Origin of the sequence: Streptomyces sp. NPDC096193 (assembly GCF_040302905.1) — a bacterium.
Classification (GTDB): Bacteria; Actinomycetota; Actinomycetes; order Streptomycetales; family Streptomycetaceae; genus Streptomyces.
On the sequence record NZ_JBEOSJ010000005.1, the window covers coordinates 295,496 to 316,319 of the forward strand.

Here is a 20,824-nt window from a genome sequence, read left to right on the forward strand (position 1 = left end):
CGGGTTCGAGTAGCAGCAAGCAGCCAGAAGCAATCCCCGCCGAGAGGTTCACCCATGGCAGGCGAGACCGTCATCACGGTCGTCGGCAATCTCGTCGACGACCCCGAGCTGCGCTTCACCCCGTCCGGTGCGGCGGTCGCGAAGTTCCGCGTCGCGTCCACTCCCCGCACCTTCGACCGCCAGACCAATGAGTGGAAGGACGGCGAGAGCCTCTTCCTCACCTGCTCGGTCTGGCGTCAGGCGGCGGAGAACGTCGCCGAGTCGCTCCAGCGCGGCATGCGCGTCGTCGTGCAGGGCCGGCTCAAGCAGCGGTCCTACGACGACCGCGAGGGCGTCAAGCGCACGGTCTACGAGCTGGACGTCGAGGAAGTCGGCCCCAGCCTGAAGAACGCCACGGCCAAGGTCACCAAGACCACCGGTCGCGGTGGCCAGGGCGGCTACGGCGGCGGTCAGCAGCAGGGTGGCGGCGGCGGCAACTGGGGCGGCGGCTCCAGCGGCGGCCAGCAGGGTGGCGGCGGTGCTCCCGCCGACGACCCCTGGTCCACCAGCGCGCCGGCCGGCGGCCAGCAGCAGGGTGGCGGTGGAGGCGGCAGCTGGGGCGGAAGCTCCGGCGGCTCTTCCGGCGGCGGCTACTCGGACGAGCCTCCCTTCTAGGGATTCCCCAGGGGAGCTCGTACCCCCACTTCTTGATCACACAGGAGAAACACATGGCGAAGCCGCCTGTGCGCAAGCCTAAGAAGAAGGTCTGCGCATTCTGCAAGGACAAGACCGTCTACGTGGACTACAAGGACACGAACATGCTGCGGAAGTTCATTTCCGACCGCGGCAAGATCCGTGCCCGCCGCGTTACCGGCAACTGCACGCAGCACCAGCGTGACGTCGCCACGGCAGTCAAGAACAGCCGTGAGATGGCACTGCTGCCCTACACGTCCACCGCGCGCTAAGGAAGGGTGACCGAATCATGAAGATCATCCTTACCCACGAGGTCTCCGGCCTCGGCACCGCCGGCGACGTCGTCGACGTCAAGGACGGCTACGCTCGCAACTACCTGGTCCCGCGTGGTTTCGCGATCCGCTGGACCAAGGGTGGCGAGAAGGACGTGGCGCAGATCCGCCGCGCCCGCAAGATCCACGAGATCGCGACCATCGAGCAGGCCAACGAGATCAAGGCCCGCCTCGAAGGTGTGAAGGTGCGTCTGGCTGTTCGCTCCGGCGACGCCGGCCGCCTCTTCGGCTCGGTCACCCCGGCGGATGTCGCTTCGGCGATCAAGTCCGCCGGTGGCCCGGACGTGGACAAGCGTCGCGTCGAGCTCGGTACGCCGATCAAGACCCTGGGCTCGCACCAGGTGTCTGTGCGTCTGCACCCCGAGGTTGCCGCGAAGCTCGGCATCGAGGTCGTTGCCGCGTAACCGCTGCACTCATGCAGTACGGCAGAGGGCCGCACCTTCCGGTGCGGCCCTCTCGCCGTTTCACGTGAAACAGCGCGTTTCACGTGAAACATCGGCCGAGTTCGTCAGCGGCTTGCACCCGTGACGATCCAGCGGCCCGACCGTGTGCGGTGCCAGAGCGTCAGCATCCGTACCGCCATCATCAGCGTCATAGCCCACCACAGGGCCGTCAGCCCGCCGCCGAGAGTGGGAACGAGCAGGGCCACGGGTGCGAAGACGGTGAGGGTCACGAGCATCGCCCCGGCGAGATAGCGGCCGTCACCCGCTCCCATCAGGACGCCGTCGAGCACGAAGACCACGCCGGCAATGGGCTGGGAGAGAGCGACCACCAGCAGGACCGGCAGCAGGGTTTCGTGCACAACCGAGTCACCCGTGAACAGCGGGAGGAAGAGCGGGCGCGTGGCGACGATCAGCAGCCCCAGTACGACGCCCGAGGCGATGCCCCACTGCACCATGCGGCGGCACACCTGACGTGCGCCGTCGGCATCCCCGGCGCCGAGATACCGGCCGATGATCGCCTGGCCTGCGATGGCGATCGCGTCCAGGGCGAAGGCCATCAAACTCCATAGAGAGAGCACGATCTGGTGAGCGGCGATCTCCGCGTCACCGAGGCGGGCCGCGACCGCCGTCGCGATCAGGAGGACGGCGCGCAGCGAGAGCGTACGGACCAGGAGAGGGACACCGGCCTGGGCGCTGGCTCGAATGCCTGCGGTGTCGGGTCGTAGCGAGGCACCATGCTTCCGCGCCCCCCGAACGACCACGATCAAATAAGCCACGGCCATGCCGCATTGGGCGATGACGGTGCCCCAGGCCGATCCGGCGATGCCGAGTCCCGCGCCGTAGACCAGGCCGACGTTGAGGGCGGCGTTGGCGGCGAAGCCGCCGATCGCCACATACAGCGGAGTGCGGGTGTCCTGAAGACCACGCAGAACGCCGGTCGCGGCCAGCACGATCAGCATGGCGGGGATGCCGAGGCTGGATATGCGGAGATACGTGATGGCGTACGGGGCGGCCGTGTCGGAGGCTCCGAAGATGTCGATGAGCCAGGGGGCGGCCGGCAGGGTGACGGCGACCACGGCAATACCGAGAAGCAGCGCCAGCCAGATTCCGTCCATGCCCTGGCGGATGGCGGACGCCATGTCGCCCGCGCCGACGCGGCGTGCGACGGCCGCCGTGGTGGCGTACGCGAGGAAGACGAAGACGCTCACGGCGGTCATGAGGAGAGCCGCCGCAACGCCGAGCCCGGCAAGTTGCGGGGTGCCGAGATGGCCGACGATGGCGCTGTCGACGATGACGAAGAGCGGCTCGGCGACGAGTGCGCCGAAGGCCGGAACGGCGAGCGAGACGATCTCTCGGTCGTGGCGTCGCCGGACCGTCTTCGGATCCCTGAGGGCCTGAGTCATGGGGTCAATGTAATCTTCCACAGGTAAGAGATGCAATTGGCCAGAGGTCCTTACGTCGCTCTCCTGTGGAGACGCGGCTGTGCGCCGTTTGTTGTGATCTTGGCCCAGTCGGGAAAGTTTTTCTCCCCCACAGGCGGTGGACGGAAAAAGAGCAGCTCAGGGCAGGTGTGGCGAGGTGAGCCCGACTTTGTCCACAGTGCTGTCCCCCGGTCCGTGCACAGGTTCTGTGGGGTTCTCCACAGCATCTCGTCGGTCATCCACACGGCCTGTGGATAACCAGATTGGCTGACGGTGCCGCCGGGCCTACCGTGGACCGTCGCCCGACGCGCCGGAAGCGGAGCGGGGCCACTCGTTTTGTCAGTGCCGTGCCGTAGAAAGTGGTGCACGGCTAGGTCCGCGGAGCGGACGGGAGGAGGTGGCCCGGGTGAGCATTTCCGAGCCCTTGGACGACCCGTGGGCGGCCGACAGCAGCCCCGGCGATCGTCTGCCCGTTACCCGTCAGCGCCGTAACGACCACCGTGGTGGCCGTGACGATCAGCACGAGCGCGGCAGGGACAGCGGAGGGTGGGACGGAGGCTCTCCCGGGTTCGAGCGGGTGCCGCCCCAGGACCTGGATGCCGAGCAGTCCGTGCTCGGCGGCATGCTCCTCTCCAAGGACGCGATCGCCGATGTCGTGGAGATCATCAAGGGCCACGACTTCTACCGGCCCGCCCACGAGACCGTCTACACGGCGATCCTCGACCTCTATGCCAAGGGTGAACCCGCCGACCCGATCACCGTGGCGGCCGAACTGGTCAAGCGCGGCGAGATCACCCGGGTCGGTGGAGCTCCCTATCTCCACACCCTCGTCCAGTCGGTGCCGACCGCGGCGAACGCCTCGTACTACGCGGAGATCGTCCATGAGCGTGCGGTGCTGCGACGGCTCGTGGAGGCCGGCACCAAGATCACGCAGATGGGATACGCGGCCGACGGTGACGTCGACGAGATCGTCAACTCCGCCCAGGCGGAGATCTACGCCGTCACCGAGCAGCGGACCAGCGAGGACTACCTCCCGCTCGGCGAGATCATGGAGGGCGCTCTCGACGAGATCGAGGCGATCGGGTCACGCAGCGGTGAGATGACCGGCGTGCCCACCGGCTTCACGGACTTCGACTCCCTGACGAACGGTCTGCACCCGGGCCAGATGATTGTCATCGCGGCCCGGCCCGCGATGGGTAAGTCCACGCTGGCGCTGGACTTCGCCCGTGCCTGCTCCATCAAGAACAATCTGCCGAGCGTGATCTTCTCTCTCGAAATGGGACGGAACGAGATCGCGATGCGCCTGCTGTCCGCCGAGGCGCGGGTGGCGCTGCACCATATGCGATCCGGGACGATGACCGACGAGGACTGGACCCGGCTGGCCCGCCGCATGCCCGATGTCTCCCAGGCACCGCTGTACATCGACGACTCCCCGAACCTCTCCATGATGGAGATCCGGGCGAAGTGCCGTCGGCTCAAGCAGCGCAACGATCTGAAGCTCGTCGTCATCGACTATCTCCAGCTGATGCAGTCCGGTGGCTCCAAGCGTGCCGAGAGCCGGCAGCAGGAGGTCTCGGACATGTCCCGAAACCTCAAGCTGCTGGCCAAGGAGCTGGAGTTGCCGGTGATCGCGCTCTCGCAGCTGAACCGTGGTCCCGAGCAGCGGACGGACAAGAAGCCGATGGTGTCCGACCTGCGTGAGTCCGGCTCCATCGAGCAGGACGCGGACATGGTGATCCTGCTGCACCGTGAGGATGCGTACGAGAAGGAGTCCCCGCGAGCGGGTGAGGCGGACCTGATCGTCGCCAAGCACCGTAACGGCCCTACGGCCACGATCACGGTGGCGTTCCAGGGTCACTACTCCCGTTTTGTGGACATGGCGCAGACCTAGGTCGTGTCTGTGGGGTCTCACATCCCGTGGCCGAATCTCAGGGCGGCCGTCGCGACGGTGATGCTGCGGGCACCGTGCCTGTCACCCTGTGGTGTGCGGCTCTGCCTCGTGTGCCGCGTCGGCGAGACCGGCAGCAGGAGTGTCCTCCCCGTGGTCACTGCTTCACCGAGTCCCACGCGCCTGAGTTGAAGCTGCGCAGCAGGGCGATCAATGCCGCCCCGAGCCGCCAGTCCACACCCGGTGCGTGTACATGCAGTTTGTCGCCCTTTGACCTGAACTCCAGCGGGATCTGCCCGTTCGCGCGCCACCGGATGCGCCGGGGGGCGCGTGCGAAGCCGCCCTCGTTGCCAGGGACGCTGTCGAAGACGCTGAACACGAGGATCGCCGTCATCACGGGCAGCAAGAGCCACCACAGCCACCACCATACGATCCTCCCCTTGAAGCCCACCGCTTCGGAGCCGCCGAGCTGGTGCACGGTCCAGCGGGTGCGCAGGCCCCTGCCGCGGAGCGCCTTCTCGCGCATGATCGTGCCGATGACCTCGCCGTGCGCGCCGAGCACCTGAAACCTCGCGACGCCGCCGCCGGCCGACAGGGTCACCAGGGTGGCCACCCGCTCCCGGCGCTGATCGTCGGCCCACAGGGCGAAGGAACGGGCTCCGCCGCCCCGGGCCGCAAGGTAAGCGGGCGTGCCTCCCGGAGGCAGTTCGCGCTCCACGTACACGGCTGACGGTGCCGGCCCCGATGCGTCGGAGAAACTGACCATGCCCGTGACCTTCGCCTGACCCTGGCTGTCGACTCGTCTCGGCTGGGCGTACATGGTCAGTACGTTGCTGCTCATCCGACGTGCTCCAAGTGGTAGTCGCGTGCCCAGGCCGGCCCGGTCCGTCTCACCCGTCACCCGACGAACAGTCCCCACCTTGCGGGCGGGGCGGCTGCCGGTTCGGGTGATGAATCCAGTCACGCGGCCACTCGCCCAGGCCCCTTCGGTGTCCATGGGGAAGGTCAGCAGCCTGTTCCCGGTGGCCAGTTCGAGCATTGGGATATGACCGTGAGACGGACCGACTATGAACACGGCGTGAGACAGCGCATGGTTCCCGCGGGTCACGGTGCCTAGGTAGGACCCTCACCGCGAGAACCCCCGGTGTCCCTGGGGCCGTGGCCGTCGCGGAGCATGCCGGGGCCCGCGGTCGTCTCGTCCGCGCGTCGCGAAATGCCGGGAATGCAGTCGACGTGGCGCGGCGCCGCCGGTAGACCTGCCCCATGACCTCACCCTTTACCGAGTTCCTCCCCGCCACCAAGCGGGCTCTGCTGCACCGCATCGCGGTCGCCCAAGCCGAAGGGCGCGCGCCCTCGTTCGTTGCCGGGGTGGCGCGTGAGGGCCATCTGGTGTGGACGGGGTCCCGCACCTCCGTCGACGGCCACGGTCCGGACGCCGACACCCAGTACCGCATCGGCTCGATCACCAAGACGTTCACCGCCGTTCTGGTGATGAGGCTGCGGGACGAGGGGCTGCTCGATCTGAGTGATCCGCTGGAGAAGCATCTGTCCGGTACCGGCGTGGGGGACGTGACGATTGCCCAACTCCTGGGTCACAGCGCCGGGTTGAGCGCTGAGGCTCCGGCCCCGTGGTGGGAGCGGACACCGGGGTCTCAGCGGCCGGAGCTCGGCGATGTCCTGGGTGAGGGGGCGCGTATGCACCCTGTCGGGCGGCGCCACCACTACTCCAATCCCGGCTACACGCTGCTCGGATCATTGGTCGAGGCGATGCGCGGTGCTTCCTGGGAGGACGTGCTGCGGAGGGAGATTCTGGAGCCCCTGAGTCTGAGCCGTACGAGTACGCAGCCCGAGGCTCCGCACGCCGGCGGTTGGGCCGTGCACCCGTGGGCCGATGTGCTGCTGCCGGAACCGTCCGAGGACCTCGGGCTGATGGCGCCCGCGGGACAGCTCTGGTCTACGGTCACCGACCTCTGCCGGTTCGCCGTCTTTCTCGCCGAGGGCGACGAGCGCGTCCTGCGGGAGTCCTCGGTACGGGAGATGAGGACACCGTCCGTGCCGCTGGAGAGTGGGGACTGGGACGCCACCTACGGGCTGGGTGTGCAGATCGTCCGGAAGGACGGCCGCACCCTCGTGGGGCACACAGGCTCGCGGCCCGGCTTCGTTGCGGGCCTGTGGATGAGTGTCGACGACGGGGTCGCGGCCGTCGCGCTCGCCAATGCCACCTCGGGACCGCTCACAGGGTCTGTCGCGGCCGATCTCATCGGCATCGTGTCCGAGGCTGAGCCGCGCATCCCCGAGCCCTGGAAGCCGCTGCCGGAGGTCGATCAGGACCTCTTGGCGCTGACCGGGCCCTGGTACTGGGGGACTTACTCCTTCGGGCTGCGGCTGCTCGCCGACCGCGGTCTGGAGCTGCTGCCGCTGCAGGGCTCCGGCAGGGGAGCGCGGTTCACCGCGGAGGAGGACGGTACGTGGACCGGCCAGAACGGCTACTACGCCGGCGAGACCCTGCGTGTGGTGCGCCGGGAAGACGGTTCGGTCCTGCATCTCGACCTGGGTTCGTTCGTCTTCACCCGGGAGCCCTACGAGCCGGAGGGCGGGGTGCCGGGTGGAGTGGACCCGGAGGGCTGGCGCGGACTGAAGCTGTGAGGCGGCGGTCCTTGCGAGCCTCTGCCTGCGCGTGCGAGCCGATGTTTCACGTGAAACGTGCGCAGCCCTGGCTGAAGGGCTAGGCCGACAACTCGCGCTCCAGAGGCGTACGGAACCGCGGAGTGATCCGGGCATCGCCCACCCAGCCCGCCAGCCGGGAGGCTTCCGTTTCGACGGCGGCGGTGGCCGCACGGCCGGCATCGGTGAGCAGACGCCAGACGATCTCGCCGTCCGGCCGTTGAGCCCAGCCACCGATGACGCGGCCGTTCCACCACACTGTCGGGCCGATGTTGCCCGACCGGTCGAAGAGGGCCGCGCGGTGCTCCGTGTCGATGTGGAAGCCGCGGTCGGCCCAGGCCATGGCGCTGGGGTCGAGTCCCGGCAGCAGCGCCGCCCAGGGTTCCGGCTCGGGTTCGGGCTCGATGTCGCCGGGCGCAACATGAGCGGTCGCACCGCTGTCGAGCTCGACCGCCTCGGCGGCGACAGCGGTCAGCGCCTTGCGCACGTGGCCGAGGCTCCAGCCCGTCCACCACTTCAGGTCCGCTTCGGTGGCCGGGCCGTACGCGAGGAGCCAGCGGCGGGTCAGTTCGGCACGGGCCTCATCCGCATCCACCACCGGCCAGGTCCGGCCGGCGGTCCAGCGGAACTGACTGGAGGTCCAGGAGCCTCGGGGCCGGTCGCGGCGAATGCGGCCGTCGGCGGCGAGCACTCTGAGGACGCGCGTCGCGACGCCCTGCACCGTCTCGTGCTTCTTGCCGGGGAAGACGGTGATCTTCGTCCGGAGGGCCGGGACGTCGGCGGAGAGCTGGGTGCCCGTGGCGGGGCCACCCCGGACAAGAGCGGCAAGAACGGCGTTCTCCGCCTCGGCGAGCCATCGCGCGTCCAGGCCGCTGCTGTCCTCCTCCAGATGCGCGAGGAGGGTGCTGCGCTCCTTGACCGCGATGGCGTGGGCCGTGGACGCCTCGACGTACGGCGCGAGTCCGGCGGAGACGGCGAACAATGTGCGGCGCATGGAGAGCAGCCGGACCAGCGTCACGTCGTCGTAAAGAGCCCGTTCGACCGCCTCGGTACCCGGAGTCGAAAGACGGGCGCAGGCGGAAAGGAAGACGGTCGCGGCATCGGTGGCGTGCAGCGCGACCACTGCGTCCGCTGCCGCCACCGGGTCGTCCACGCGTGTGGAGGGGGCCAGACGATGCCGACGGCCGAGCCGGATACGGCGCTGCTCGTCGCTGATCCGATGCACGCGAACTCCCTGGGCGGAGACTGTTCAGAGCTGGAGCTTGAACCCGACGTGGGACGCCTCGAAGCCCAGCCTCTCGTAGAAGCGGCGGGCGTCGGTCCGGGAAGCGTCCGAGGTCAGCTGGACGAGCCGGCAGTCCTGTCGGCGCGACTCGTCGATTGCCCACTCGATGAGGCGCGTACCGAGGCCGCTGCCGCGTTCGTCGGCGTGGATACGGACACCCTCGATGATCGACCGGGTGGAGCCACGCCGTGACAGGCCGGGGATGATGGTGAGCTGGAGGGTGCCGACGACGCGGTCCTGGCGTGCGGCCACGACGAGGATCTGGTTCGGATCCCGGGCAAGGCGCTCGAAGGCCGCGTGGTACGGCGTCAGGTCGTCCGGCGACTCGCGCTGAGCGCCCAGGGGGTCGTCGGCGAGCATCGCCACGATCTCCGGGATGTCGTCGAGTGCAGCGGGGCGTATGTCCAGATCGCTCATGATCGGCAGACTACGCGGGGACCCGAAGTTCCTCGACGGTGCGGACCAGGGGAGCGAGCTCCGGAACCTTGGCGGCCTCGTCGAGAGCCTCGCGCAGCGCCGAGTCGTTGGTGGGGCGGGCCTCGGCAAGCAGGGTGAGGCCCGCCTCGGTCACGTCCGTGTAGATGCCGCGCCGGTCGGTGTCGCAGAGATACCGCGTCAGCAGCCCGCGGTCCTCGAGACGGGTGACCAGGCGGGTCGTGGCGCTCTGGCTGAGCACGACGGCGTCAGCCACCTGCTTCATCTGGAGGTGCCCGCCGGGGCCGCTGTGCTGGCGGCTCAGGACGTCGAGGAGCGAGTACTCGCGCATGCTCAGCCCGTGCTTGCTCTCGAGTGCCCGCTCGATGTGGGCCTCGATCCTCCCGTGGAGCAGCGAAAGAGCGCACCAGCTCTGGGAGAGCGCGGTGAGCGCGGGATCGGTCGCGGTCATCTGTCTTCCTCCTCCAGCCCGAGCGGCTACTTCATCAAGGATAGACGACACGCGCAATATTCCGCGTTTGCAATCATCTGCGCTCCGACCTGGGAGTTCTACCCTGCGGCCACCGACAGCGGGGCGAAACGGCGCGTCCAGTCGCCGGGGAGAGCGTCGATGCCGTAGGTCATGACAGCGTTGAAGGCGATCGGTTCGAGGCCGCGCTCCTTCAGCCAGGCCAGCAGTTCCTCGTGCCGTACATCGATGTCCGTCCGGAAAGGCCGGTCCGTGGCTGGAGCGAGCGAGGTGATCAGTGCCTTGGCCGTGTCCGTGTCACGGGCGATCAGTGGACCGATGACATGTGTCTCCATGTTCGGCCAGGCCGCGGCGTAGCCGGTCAGTACGCCATCGTCCTCGGCCACGCGGAGCTGGTCCGCAAAGGCCGGCAGGCGCGCGATCATGTGGGTGCGGTCCAGTCCGAATACCTCGGTGTCCAGTCGGACGATCCGGGGGAGGTCCTCGGCGGTTGCCGGGCGGGTGGTCACGGCCGTGGCGGCGGTCGGGTCCGGCCGGAAGCGGCCTCGGATCATCTCCGCGCGGCCGACGTCGACGAAGCCCAGCTGCTCGTACAGCGGTCGGCCGCTGGGGGTGGCATGCAGGGTGAGCGGGGTCGTCCCGGCGTCCCGCACCAGGTGTTGCATCATGCGGCGCCCGATGCCCCGGCGTTCGTACCGCTGCGCGACCAGGACCATGCCGATGGCGGACAGCCCGGGGCCGTACGACGTGACGACGGACGCCGAGGCCAGTCCCTTCCCTGCTGGGTCATCGATTCCGTACCCCGTCCCCGCCGCCAGCAGCAGGCCCCACTTGTGTTCCTCGCGTGGCCATCCGCGGTCCTCGGAAAGATCGGCGCAGGCAACGAGGTCGTCCCTGGTGAGACGGCGGATGGTGAGCTCCGGGAGCGGTGTCGACATGAGGATCAGGCTGTCTGACGCAGTGATCGCTCGTCCAGTGCTTTCGCGGAAGTGCTCGCGCTGCGCAGGCGACGGCCACGGCGGGTGAGTCCCCAGGGCTTCAGGACGGAGATGACGGTCATGAAGACATAGGCGCTGAAGGAGACGATCGGTCCCATCATCAGGCCGAGGGGATCGGGCAGGGCGGCGCCCGACGAGAGGGTCTCGACGGCGTCGTCGACACCTGGACGGAGGGCGAAGGCCGACGCCGCGATGGTGACCAGGGTCAGCCAGAACTTCGTGTAGACCCAACGATGCCGTGCCAGGCCCCATTTGGTGCCGAGCGACAAAACTAGTCCGCTGAGAAGGGTCAGCAGGGCCACGGGAAGCACCAGCCAGTCGGTGAAGACCTTCATCGATCGGGCCGCGGCCTCGATCATGGCGGCGGATTCGGTGACATTGGCCGAGACGGCAAGCGCGAGCAGGCCGAGCGTGAGCCCGAGCCAGCCGGCGGCTGCGGCGACATGGACGACGAGGATGGCCCGGCGAGCGGGGCGCTTGAGTGGTTTCACGTGAAACACAGTGCCGGGCAGGGCGATGTATGACGTCTGACAGCGGGAGTAATCCCCGGTACTAGCCTCGGCGTACATGACGCTCGGCGACCGACCGCGCGGGCAGACTCTTCCGGCTGTGTCTTTCCGATGGCGCACGGATGACGTTCCCATGGCGCCCAGAAGACGACGGCGGCCGCATGTGGGGGACACCGTTGACTCACCCAGGATGACCGCCGCTATTCTCTGCTCGGCCGTATACGTGAAGATCGCGGACCGGCCCTGTGCAGAGTCCGAGATGGGTCTGGACGCATGTGTCGCATGCGGTGATTCCATGTCCGACGCAGAGATTGTGCGTCGGTGCCCACCGTGGGCGCTGTGCACGCCGGCCGCCGTCTCTCGGGCGCGGCCACACATCGATGCGGGGGGCAATCTGCGCGAGGCCTATGAACTGGTGCGTTTCCGCGGGCGATACGGCTGATGGCAGCGGCCCGGCGGTGCCCGGTGAACAGACATGGGTGGCATGGGAGCCTAACGGGTAAGCGGGTGTGGATGCCCGGACTTTCCGCTCTTTGTCCGTTGCCGGAGCGCCGACTGACATGCTGCGACGACGGGTGCTGCGGTCAACGTCACATTCCGAGCCCGCTCGTCCCGAATCAGCCGGGGCTCATGGTTAATGTGGTCTGGACATAGTCCTGGGGCAGAAGCGGGGAATGAGGCACGTTCCGAATCACCGGAAGTGCGGGGACCGACCGAGAGATGTTCGAGGCGAGGCAGACAATGGACGCTCCGACCACCACGTCGGCCGACTACGGCACTTCAGGCGAAAACGACAAGGGTGGCTGGTTCACGCCGCGCAAGCAGCCGGACCAGGGCCGCACCGCATCCGGTGACGCGCCGGAGGGCAGCGGCCGGGAACGGACCGCCGTCCCCAAGCGGCCGGTGGCGTCCATACGCCCGGTGGGGTCGGGTGCCTCCCGTACCGCCCCACCGCCTTCAGCGACAGAGTCCGAGCCTCTTCCCGCGGAGCAGATTGCCGCGGCTGACGACGACCTCCCTCACAGAGCCCCGCTCTCTGAGGCGCGGCACGACCAGGACCCGCAGCACGACGCGGCGCAGGGCAGCCACCCGAGGCACGACGCCCCGCAGGGCGGGCACCCGCAGCACGACGCCCCGCAGGGCCGGACGCAGCAGCACGAGGCGGGCCACCCCCGTGAGACACCGATGCGGCTGCACCTGGCCGGCCATCCGCGCGAAACCCAGGGCGCTGAGCCCCCGGCGGGCCATCAGGCTCCCGCGCACGAAGCCCAGGCCGCTCCTGGGGCCCAGGGCGAACAAGCCCCGGCATACGACGATCCCTTCGCGGACCACCGGGCGCCCGCCGCACCTGCCGACAACGCCTCCCCCGACGCGATCCTCATCCGCCGGACGATGGCGGAGGTCGCTCCCGTCGCGGACAAGGTCACGTCGTACTTCTACGCCCTGCTCTTCGTCCGGCACCCCGAACTGCGCGGGCTCTTCCCGGCCGCCATGGACTCCCAGCGCGACCGGCTGCTGAAAGCGCTGCTCACCGCGGCCGAGCACATGGACAACGCCGAGGTGCTCACCGACTACCTCCAGCACCTGGGCCGCGGGCACCGGAAGTACGGCACGCAGGCCGCCCACTACCCGGCCGTCGGTGAGGCCCTGATCGGTGCGCTGACTCGGTATGCCACGTCCACCTGGGACGAGGAGACCGAGGCCGCCTGGGTGCGGACATACACGACGATCTCGCAGATCATGATCGACGCGGCGGCCCAGAACGAGCGTCTCGCGCCTGCGTGGTGGCACGCCGAGGTCGTCTCGCATGATCTGCGGACGCCCGATATAGCGATCATCACCGTCCGTCCGGACCAGCCCTACGCCTTTGTGGCCGGGCAGTACACCAGCCTGGAGACGCCCTGGTGGCCGCGGATCTGGCGGCACTACTCCTTCGCCGGGGCCCCGCGCTCGGACGGTCTGCTCACTTTCCATGTGAAGGCCGTCCCGGCCGGCTGGGTCTCCAACGCTCTCGTTCATCACGCGCGGCCGGGCGATGTGCTGCGGCTCGGCCCGCCCGCCGGGTCGATGACCGTCGACCACACCACCGACAACGGTCTGCTCTGTCTCGGTGGCGGCACGGGAATCGCGCCCATCAAGGCCCTGGTCGAGGACGTCGCCGAACACGGGACGCGTCGGAACGTCGAGGTCTTCTACGGGGCGCGGACCAATTTCGACCTGTACGACATCGACACCATGCTGCGGTTGCAGCAGAAGCACCCCTGGCTGTCCGTCCGGCCTGTCGTGGACGACCGGTCGCACTTCCCGGACGCGGTCAGGGAGTTCGGCCCCTGGTACGAGTACAGCGCCTTTCTGTCCGGGCCGCCCGGGATGATTCGCAGCGGCGTGCACGCGCTGCGCGGCATCGGCATCCCGGTCGACCGGATCCGCCACGACTCTCTCGAAGAGCTCGTCGCGGCCGGCGACTGAGGAACCGGCGACCGCCGGAGCGGGTCCCGGAGCACCGGAGAGCGCACACGTGACCGGGCAGTGGCCACCGACGAGCGGTGCCGCCGACCGGTCCGCGTCTGCCCAGGTCACCGAATCGGCGTCAGCCCAGGTCAGGCGCGTGCATCGCCCGGACGCCCTCGATATTGCCGTCCAGGTAGTGCCGCAGCGACAAGGGCACGAGGTGGACGGCCGCGATACCCACGCGACTGAAGGGCACCCGTACGATCTCGTACTCCCCGCAGGGGTCTTCCACCTCGGGGCCGTGCCGCCGCGAGGGGTCCATGGACTCCAGCCGGCAGACGAAGAAGTGCTGCACCTTCACACCGGTGACTCCGCCGTCCGCGATGTGCTCGACGGTGTCGACGAAACACGGCACCACGTCGGTGATCTTGGCTCCGAGTTCCTCGTCCACCTCGCGGTGGAGCGCGTCCACGACGGTGGCGTCTTCGGGTTCGACCCCGCCGCCCGGCGTCAGCCAGTACGGATCCACGCCTGGCTTGGTGCGCTTGATCAGGACGAGATTCTCGCCGTCGAGCAGGATGGCGCGTGCGGTGCGCTTGACCACTGGCCGTTCGGTCATGGCTAGAAAATGGCCCGCGGCGCCCGTTCTGAAACTCCTGGTCCCCGGGTTGTCACCAGTCGACCGCAGCGCGCAGCAGCCACTCGTGCGCCCGCGCTATGTGCGGAAGGGCGAGTGTGCCGGTACGGACGGCGAGGAAATACGTGCGCAACGGGGGCACCGGAGGGTCGAGAAGCGCCACCAGGCGACCGCTGAGGAGGTCCTGCTCGCACAGGTAGCGCGGCAGGACGGCGAGCCCCGCGCCCGACGCGGCGGTTTCGAGGACCGCCCGGAGATCCGGCGCGATGACGGCGGCCGCGGCTGCCGGCCGGGAGTCGAAGACGGAGGACCAGTAGCGCGAGACCAGCGGCAGCGATTCGTGGACCTCGACCACGGGGAGCTGTTCCAGCAGCACATGGCCGCCGTGCAGCTCCTCGGGCCCCAGCCGGGCAGCCCAGCGCGGCGACGCGACCAGAACGTGCTCCTCGTCGCAGAGCGGGGTCGAGCTGAGCAGTCCGCCGCGCGGCCGCGCGGTGGTGATCGCCAGATCATGGTGTCCTGCGGCCAGTCCCTCCAACGTCTCCTCCGCGTTCCCGAAGGACGCCCTCAGCGTCATGCCCTGGGATACCAGCGGGGTGAGGGCGGGCAGGGCCCTCAGTGAGGTGAACTCGGGGAGTCCCGCGAGATGCAGCGTCCGGACGCCCGCTTCCTCGTCCAGACCGGTCTCCGTGATCTCCACGAGGGCGTCGAGATGTGGAGCGGCCCGGTGGGCGAGCTCGTCGCCGATGGTGGTGGGGGTGACGCCACGCGCCTGACGCAGGAACAGCGGGCGTCCCAGCTGGCGTTCCAGGGTGCGTATCTGCCCGGTCACCGCGGGCTGTGAGAGCCCCAGCAGGGCGGCCGCCCGGGTGAAGGAACCGGCCCGGTGCACCGTGACGAATGTGCGCAGCAGGGCCAGATCCATGCCGAGCCCTCCCGACAGTCGACGCCCCGGACCGGACAACTATAAATAAGTCGATAGGTCGCTGTCGCTACTGTGATTGGACACTGACGCAGAGTCAACTAGCCTTGTTGGCGCGGTTCTTCGCGAAACGAACCGGGGCGGTCCGAGCCATGAGGGGGGAGGCTCGGACCGCCATTTTCAGCTATGTGCCGCTCAGCGGCTGACGTACCCGGGCGTACGCCCCGGCTTCCGTGCACACCTCGGTGCGCGCCCCCGGACGGCCCACGCGGAGGCGCCGTGCGCCCCCGGTCCATCGAACCGCCCGCCTTGCGCCCCCTGGGGCCCGGGTTCCGCCGGCTCGGCGTGGCCCTATCGCGCTGCCTCGTCCAGCGCCCGCAGCACATCCGCGACGAGATCGTCTTCGTCCTCGGCGCCCGCCGAAAGCCGGATGAAGCCCTCCGGCACCTCGTCCCCGCCCCAGCGCCCGCGCCGCTCCGCCGACGAGCGCACTCCGCCGAAGCTCGTCGCGTCGTCGACCAGCCGCAGCGCGTCCAGGAAGCGCTCCGCGTGCTCACGATCGGGCAGGACGAAGGAGACCACGCTGCCGAACCGCCGCATCTGCTGCGAGGCGATCTTGTGCGAGGGGTCCGTCGGCAGCCCCGGATAACGCAGCCCGATGACGTCCTCCCGCCCCGCGAGCGCCTCCGCGAGCGCCATCGCGTTCGCGCACTGCCGCTCGGACCTCAGCTGGAGCGTGGCCAGCGAACGGTGCGCGAGCCAGGCCTCCATGGGGCCCGGGATCGCGCCGACGACCTTGCGCCAGCGCCGCACCTTCGCGGCCCGCTCGGTGTCGCGGCAGGTGACATGTCCCAGCAGGATGTCGCCGTGGCCGGTCATCCCCTTGGTGTCGCTGGCCACCGAGAAGTCGGCACCCAGATCCAGCGGCCGCTGCCCCAGCGGTGTCGCGAGCGTGTTGTCGACAGCGACGAGGGCGCCGGCGCCGTGTGCCGCCCGCACCAGCCGCCGGATGTCGCAGACATCGAGCCCCGGGTTGGACGGGCTCTCGATCCACAGCAGCCGGGCGCCCTCCAGAACGGCGAGCTGGGCGTCACCGCCGGTCGGCGCGGTCCGCACCTCGACGCCGTACGCCTCCAGCTGCTCGCGCACCAGCGGGAGTGCCTGATAGCCGTCGTCGGGCAGGACGACCGCGTCACCGGCCTTCAGCTGGGAGAAGAGCACGGCGGAGATCGCGGCCATGCCCGAGGCGAAGGTCACGGTCTCGACCGCCTCGCCCGGTGCCTCCAGCTCGCCGATCGCCCGTTCCAAGTGGGTCCAGGTGGGGTTGTCGTCGCGGCCGTAGGTGTAGGGCCCGGTCGGCTCGCCCGGCAGATGGAAGTGGGCCGCGAAGACCGGGCCCGGCAGGGTCGGCTCGTACTTCACCGGGTCGGGCAGACCCGCCCGTACCGCCCGCGTGCCTTCTCCAGTGCCACCGCTCATGCCGACCACTCCTCGCCTTGCGTTCTGTACCGCGCCGGACCGCCCTCGCCCGGCGCCACCACCATCTTCGGACACGTGCCCGGCCGGCCGTCGCCGGGTCCGCAGGTCGGACCCCTCTTGGACTCTGCAGGGCTCCGTCGGTCCCACCGGGCCGGTCCCTCTCAGGTCGGTCGCTCGCGGGTCGGTCGCTCGCGGGTCGGTCCCTCTCGGGTCGGTCCCTCTCGGGTCGGTCCCTCGCGGGTCAGTCCTTGTCGGGCAGGGCGACGTTCAACGCCCACGACACCACCGAGATGATCAGGCCGCCCAGGACTGCCGTCCAGAAGCCCTCGACATGGAAGTTCAGGTCGAACACGTCGGCGAGCCATGAGGTGAGCAGCAGCATCAGGGCGTTCACGATCAGCGTGATCAGGCCGAGAGTGAGGATGAACAGCGGCAGTGTCAGCAGCTGCACCACCGGCTTGACCACAAAGTTCACCAAACCGAACAGCAGGGCGACCAGGATCAGGGTCAGGACCTTCCTGCCGGTACTGTCCCCGGTGAGGGTGATGTCCCCGACCAGCCAGATGGCCACGGCCAGGGCACCCGCATTGGCGATCGTCTTGACTACGAAATTCATCATGTGTCTGATCGTGGCAGACGTGATCGGGACGACGGCAGGGGCGGACGCACGATGAAGGCATTCCGACTGGACGAGCTGGAGGCGGAGCGTGCCGCGAACGACGGCGCATATCTGCAGTTCCTTCGCGAGCGGAACATGTCGGCGGGTCTCTACGCGCTCGACGCGGGTTCCCTGGACCCGCAGATGCCCCACAACCAGGACGAGATCTACCTCGTCGTCAGCGGACGTGCCGCCATCACGGTGGGCATGGAGACGACCCAGATCGGTCGCGGCAGTGTCGTCTACGTCCCTGCCGGAGTGGCCCACAAGTTCCACCACATCACCGAGGACCTGCGGGTGATGGTGATCTTCTCTCCGCCTGAGAGCTGACCCCGGACCCGGTGACTCCCTAGGGGCCCGGTCAGGGGAGTTCAAGGGATCGCGGCCCCCCGCACACCCCATGTGTCCGCCTAGCATCGAAGGCAGGAACTCCGAGAAGCGAGGTAAGGGCGATGGCTGTGCGGGAAGTGTTCGCGGGGATGCCGTGGTGGGTGAAGTGGGTCGCGGTGCCCGTCATCGCTCTGTTCGTCTTCGGTGGCCTGATCACCAGCGTGATCGGCTTTGTGATCGGGCTGCTCTTCAAGCTTCTGGTCTTCGTCGCGCTCGTCGCCGGACTCATCTTTGTCGTACGGAAGTTCATGACGTCGTCGAGTTCTCGGGGCGACTGGTAGCCGCTGCGGGGCAGGGCGTTAACCCGGGCGGGGGAATGCCCGCCGAACCCCGGGTTCACCCGGCGGGGCGGCCATTACTGTGGCAGCCCATCCAGCCCGGGGGTGACCATTGGCCACGGCGACGACTGCCGCGACCCCTACGCTCATCGGTTCGGTGCAGCGGGCGTTGAGGCTGCTGGAAGCCGCCGCGTCCCACCCCGAGGGGGCGCCCGCCAAGGTGCTCGCGCGCGAGGCCGCCATTCCCCTGCCGACCGCGTACCACCTGCTGCGTACGCTGACGCACGAGGACTATCTCCGTCGCGAGAAGGGGGTGTTCGTCCTCGGTGACGCGGTCGGCCGGCTCGCGCTCGGTGAGTCCGTGCAGAATCGTCGCAGCAGGCTCGAGGACGCACTCCAGCACTGGCGGGACGCGATCGGCGTCCCGGTCTACTTCGCGCTCTACCGCGAGGGCGAGATCGAACTCGTCGCCGTCTCCGACACCCCCTACGCACCCGCCGTCGCGGAGTGGGCGGATTTCCGTGAGACGGGCCATGCCCACGCGATCGGGCAGTGTCTGCTGAGCCAGCTGGACGAGAACGCCCGCCGTGACCATCTGGACCGGCATCCGATCCAGCCGGTGACTCCCTACTCCGTGCCCGACCGCCGCACGCTCCTGGACCGGCTCGCCACCACGGGCAGGATGCAACCGGTCGTGGAGCGACAGGAGTACGCGCTCGGCACGGTCTGCGCCGCCATCCCGGTCACCGCCGGTTCCGGTGCGGCCACGATGGCCATTTCGCTGCCCCTGCACCAGGAAGATCGACTGCTTCCGGCTATCGAGCAACTGCGCAGGGGAATGGGCGGTCTGCTCGGCGCGCTCGCGTTCTCTATCAGTATCTGAACAATCACTCCTTGTGGTCCTCTGGCGCTTACACCACGATTGTGGCAAGAAGGCCAAGGGGATCGTTCTGGCCGTTTCAGCAGGCCTCATTCACTGCGGAGTACATGATGCGCGAGTCGGTCCAGGCCGAGGTCCTGATGAGTTTCTTCGTCTCGGAGGAGCTCTCGTTCCGGATCCCGGTGGGGCTCCGCTACGAGACACAGGATCCCTATGCCGTGCGGATGACCTTCCATCTGCCCGGCGACGCACCTGTGACCTGGGCCTTCGGACGCGAGCTGCTGCTGGACGGGATCAGCGGGCCGAGCGGGGACGGCGATGTGCACATCTCGCCCACCGGCCCGGCGGGCCTCTGTGACCTCGCCATCCGGCTCCAAGTGGGCAGTGACCGTGCCCTGTTCCAGGTCGGGGCGGCGCCTGTCGTGGCTTTCCTGGACCGCACCGACAAGCTCGTACCGCTGGGCCAGGAGCACCGGTACGGCGACTTCAGGCAATGCCTGGAGAAGGCGCTCGACGGCATCCTCGCCGAGGAGAACGCGGGCTGAGCCGCCGCGGCCGCCTCACTTCTTGCGACGGCGGCCCTTGCCGCCCCGCCCCGGCGCCGTGCTGCGGGCGGGGACATGGCCCTCCCTTCCGGGCAGCCCCGGCCGGTCCGCCGAGACCACCAGCGCCGCCAGAACGGTCGTCACCGGTACCGACGCGACCAGACCGATCGATCCGATGAGGGTCCGCACGATCTCCTCCGCCACCAGCTCGCTGTTGGCGACGGTTCCGACGCTGCTCTGTGCGATGGAGAACAGCAGGAGCAGCGGCAGCGCGGCGCCCGCGTAGGCCAGGACAAGGGTGTTGACGACGGATGCGATGTGATCCCTTCCGATACGGATGCCCGCCCGGTACAACCCCTTCGCGCCCATGTCCGGGTCGGCCTGATGCAGTTCCCATACGGCGGACGTCTGGGTCACCGTCACATCGTCGAGGACGCCGAGCGAGCCGATGATGACGCCGGCCAGCAACAGACCGCTCATGTCGATATTCGGGAACAGGCCGTGGATCAGACCGGTGTTGTCGTCGGTATTGCCGCTCAGGCTCGCCCAGCCGATGAACAGCGAACCGAGCAGACCGATGAGCAGCAGGGAGATCAGCGTGCCCAGCACCGCGACCGAGGTACGCGCTGTCAGTCCGTGGCACATGTAGAGCGCGATCAGCATGATGGCGCTCGCTCCGACCACGGCGACGATCAGCGGATTGGAGCCCTGGAGGATCGCGGGGAGGATGAACACCGTCAGGATCGCGAACGAGATGACGAGCGCCAGCAGCGCCATCACCCCGCGCATGCGTCCGACCAGAACCACCACCAGCGCGAAGATGCCGGCCAGCAGCGCCATCGGGAATCCGCGGTCCACGTCCGTCACCGAGTACTGGAGATCGCGCGGTGCGTCGGGGGCATACGCCACCACGACGCCCTGGCCCTTCTTCAACTGCCGTGGAGCGTCCGGCTGGACGATCTCGACGAAGGTCCGGCCCTTGTTCTTGCCGGAGGTGACCTCGACGGTCGCCTTCCCGCAGTCGCCCTGCTGGGCATTGGCCGCCTCACGCCCCTCGGGTGTGGTGGGATCCGCGGTCGGCGGCACCTGTCCGGCGTTCACGTCCTTGCAGTCGACCTTCTCGACCGAGACCACCTTGCCCGACTCGGTCTGACGGTCGAAGCCCACTCCGGTGCGTTCGTGGCCGGGTGTGCCACCTGGCCAGAGCACGAGAAGCCCCACGACCACCGCGGTGGCGAAGGGGATCAGCACGGCCGCGATGACCTTGCGGAGGTGTTGGGAGACGGGTGCGGCGGGGCCATGGGAGTGCGAGTGGCCGTGCGGCTCGGGCGTCTGATGCGGGTCGGGCGGCGATGAGGTCACCCACAGATCATCGCAAGAACGGATGGGGGCCTCTGTTCAGCGCGCCAGACATGACGCTAGCGTGGAGGCACCTTTGCACACGCGGGAGCTCGGAGCACCGGGCTGA

Annotated in this window: 22 protein-coding genes; 10 read left to right on the forward strand and 12 right to left on the reverse strand. The window is 68.8% G+C overall.

Going from position 1 to position 20,824, the window contains the following annotated elements:
- Positions 1-54: 54 nt before the first annotated feature.
- The 3 genes from ABTX78_RS11340 to rplI are packed head-to-tail and all read left to right on the forward strand — an operon-like array spanning position 55 to position 1,408.
- Positions 55-654, forward strand: coding sequence for a single-stranded DNA-binding protein (locus ABTX78_RS11340; RefSeq protein ID WP_352206546.1), 600 nt, complete (start codon positions 55-57; stop codon positions 652-654).
- Positions 655-707: 53 nt separating this feature from the next.
- Positions 708-944, forward strand: coding sequence for a 30S ribosomal protein S18 (rpsR, locus tag ABTX78_RS11345; protein ID WP_003956534.1), 237 nt, complete (start codon positions 708-710; stop codon positions 942-944).
- 17 nt (positions 945-961) lie between these two features.
- On the forward strand, positions 962-1,408 hold the full coding sequence (gene rplI, locus ABTX78_RS11350; protein WP_352206547.1) for a 50S ribosomal protein L9: 447 nt from the start codon (positions 962-964) through the stop codon (positions 1,406-1,408).
- 104 nt (positions 1,409-1,512) lie between these two features.
- Here rplI and ABTX78_RS11355 read toward each other — a convergent pair whose 3' ends face one another.
- Positions 1,513-2,850 carry an MATE family efflux transporter gene (locus ABTX78_RS11355; RefSeq protein WP_352206548.1) on the reverse strand — a complete coding sequence of 446 codons (1,338 nt, stop codon included), beginning with the start codon at positions 2,848-2,850 and terminating at the stop codon, positions 1,513-1,515.
- Positions 2,851-3,274: 424 nt separating this feature from the next.
- Between ABTX78_RS11355 and dnaB the strand changes: the two genes are divergently transcribed.
- Positions 3,275-4,759: a replicative DNA helicase gene (gene dnaB, locus ABTX78_RS11360; RefSeq protein ID WP_502993846.1), complete on the forward strand. Its 1,485-nt coding sequence runs from the start codon at positions 3,275-3,277 to the stop codon at positions 4,757-4,759.
- Positions 4,760-4,913: 154 nt separating this feature from the next.
- Here the strand turns inward: dnaB and ABTX78_RS11365 are convergent, their stop codons facing one another.
- Positions 4,914-5,597, reverse strand: coding sequence for a hypothetical protein (locus ABTX78_RS11365; RefSeq protein ID WP_352206549.1), 684 nt, complete (start codon positions 5,595-5,597; stop codon positions 4,914-4,916).
- A gap of 422 nt (positions 5,598-6,019) precedes the next feature.
- Here ABTX78_RS11365 and ABTX78_RS11370 point away from each other — a divergent pair, with 422 nt between their 5' ends.
- Positions 6,020-7,402 (forward strand): serine hydrolase domain-containing protein, encoded by a 1,383-nt coding sequence (locus ABTX78_RS11370; RefSeq protein WP_352206550.1) that lies wholly within the window; start codon positions 6,020-6,022, stop codon positions 7,400-7,402.
- Between the two features lie 79 nt (positions 7,403-7,481).
- On the opposite strand, the gene ABTX78_RS11375 is transcribed toward ABTX78_RS11370, so the two are convergent.
- The 5 genes from ABTX78_RS11375 to ABTX78_RS11395 form a co-directional block, all read right to left on the reverse strand.
- Entirely contained in the window at positions 7,482-8,645 is a 1,164-nt protein-coding gene (locus tag ABTX78_RS11375) for a winged helix DNA-binding domain-containing protein (RefSeq protein WP_352206551.1), read from the reverse strand.
- A 24-nt stretch (positions 8,646-8,669) separates the two neighbouring features.
- The gene (locus tag ABTX78_RS11380; RefSeq protein ID WP_352206552.1) at positions 8,670-9,122 is read right to left on the reverse strand and encodes a GNAT family N-acetyltransferase; all 453 of its coding nucleotides are present in this window, start codon (positions 9,120-9,122) and stop codon (positions 8,670-8,672) included.
- Between the two features lie 10 nt (positions 9,123-9,132).
- Positions 9,133-9,591, reverse strand: a complete 459-nt coding sequence (locus ABTX78_RS11385) for a MarR family winged helix-turn-helix transcriptional regulator (protein WP_352206553.1) — start codon at positions 9,589-9,591, stop codon at positions 9,133-9,135.
- 98 nt (positions 9,592-9,689) lie between these two features.
- A complete protein-coding gene (locus tag ABTX78_RS11390) occupies positions 9,690-10,547 on the reverse strand; it encodes a GNAT family N-acetyltransferase (protein ID WP_352206554.1) in 858 nt (285 codons plus the stop codon).
- Between the two features lie 5 nt (positions 10,548-10,552).
- Positions 10,553-11,098 (reverse strand): DUF2269 domain-containing protein, encoded by a 546-nt coding sequence (locus tag ABTX78_RS11395; protein WP_352206555.1) that lies wholly within the window; start codon positions 11,096-11,098, stop codon positions 10,553-10,555.
- Between the two features lie 759 nt (positions 11,099-11,857).
- Here ABTX78_RS11395 and ABTX78_RS11400 point away from each other — a divergent pair.
- Positions 11,858-13,585: a globin domain-containing protein gene (locus ABTX78_RS11400; RefSeq protein ID WP_352206556.1), complete on the forward strand. Its 1,728-nt coding sequence runs from the start codon at positions 11,858-11,860 to the stop codon at positions 13,583-13,585.
- Between the two features lie 121 nt (positions 13,586-13,706).
- Here ABTX78_RS11400 and ABTX78_RS11405 read toward each other — a convergent pair whose 3' ends face one another.
- The 4 genes from ABTX78_RS11405 to ABTX78_RS11420 form a co-directional block, all read right to left on the reverse strand.
- Positions 13,707-14,186 carry an NUDIX domain-containing protein gene (locus tag ABTX78_RS11405; RefSeq protein ID WP_352206557.1) on the reverse strand — a complete coding sequence of 160 codons (480 nt, stop codon included), beginning with the start codon at positions 14,184-14,186 and terminating at the stop codon, positions 13,707-13,709.
- Between the two features lie 52 nt (positions 14,187-14,238).
- Positions 14,239-15,129: a LysR family transcriptional regulator gene (locus ABTX78_RS11410; RefSeq protein ID WP_352206558.1), complete on the reverse strand. Its 891-nt coding sequence runs from the start codon at positions 15,127-15,129 to the stop codon at positions 14,239-14,241.
- A gap of 348 nt (positions 15,130-15,477) precedes the next feature.
- A complete protein-coding gene (locus tag ABTX78_RS11415) occupies positions 15,478-16,605 on the reverse strand; it encodes a cystathionine gamma-lyase (protein ID WP_352206559.1) in 1,128 nt (375 codons plus the stop codon).
- 241 nt (positions 16,606-16,846) lie between these two features.
- A complete protein-coding gene (locus ABTX78_RS11420) occupies positions 16,847-17,224 on the reverse strand; it encodes a phage holin family protein (RefSeq protein WP_352206560.1) in 378 nt (125 codons plus the stop codon).
- Between the two features lie 51 nt (positions 17,225-17,275).
- On the opposite strand from ABTX78_RS11420, the gene ABTX78_RS11425 reads away from it, so the two are divergent.
- The 4 genes from ABTX78_RS11425 to ABTX78_RS11440 all read left to right on the forward strand — a co-directional run bounded on the left by ABTX78_RS11425 (position 17,276) and on the right by ABTX78_RS11440 (position 19,356).
- On the forward strand, positions 17,276-17,593 hold the full coding sequence (locus tag ABTX78_RS11425; protein ID WP_352206561.1) for a cupin domain-containing protein: 318 nt from the start codon (positions 17,276-17,278) through the stop codon (positions 17,591-17,593).
- A gap of 128 nt (positions 17,594-17,721) precedes the next feature.
- A complete protein-coding gene (locus ABTX78_RS11430; RefSeq protein WP_352206616.1) occupies positions 17,722-17,934 on the forward strand; it encodes a DUF5326 family protein in 213 nt (70 codons plus the stop codon).
- Between the two features lie 109 nt (positions 17,935-18,043).
- The gene (locus ABTX78_RS11435) at positions 18,044-18,814 is read left to right on the forward strand and encodes an IclR family transcriptional regulator (RefSeq protein ID WP_352206562.1); all 771 of its coding nucleotides are present in this window, start codon (positions 18,044-18,046) and stop codon (positions 18,812-18,814) included.
- Between the two features lie 107 nt (positions 18,815-18,921).
- Positions 18,922-19,356: an SsgA family sporulation/cell division regulator gene (locus ABTX78_RS11440; protein WP_352206563.1), complete on the forward strand. Its 435-nt coding sequence runs from the start codon at positions 18,922-18,924 to the stop codon at positions 19,354-19,356.
- Between the two features lie 15 nt (positions 19,357-19,371).
- Here ABTX78_RS11440 and ABTX78_RS11445 read toward each other — a convergent pair whose 3' ends face one another.
- Positions 19,372-20,718, reverse strand: coding sequence for a YibE/F family protein (locus ABTX78_RS11445; RefSeq protein ID WP_352206564.1), 1,347 nt, complete (start codon positions 20,716-20,718; stop codon positions 19,372-19,374).
- Positions 20,719-20,824: the final 106 nt, after the last annotated feature.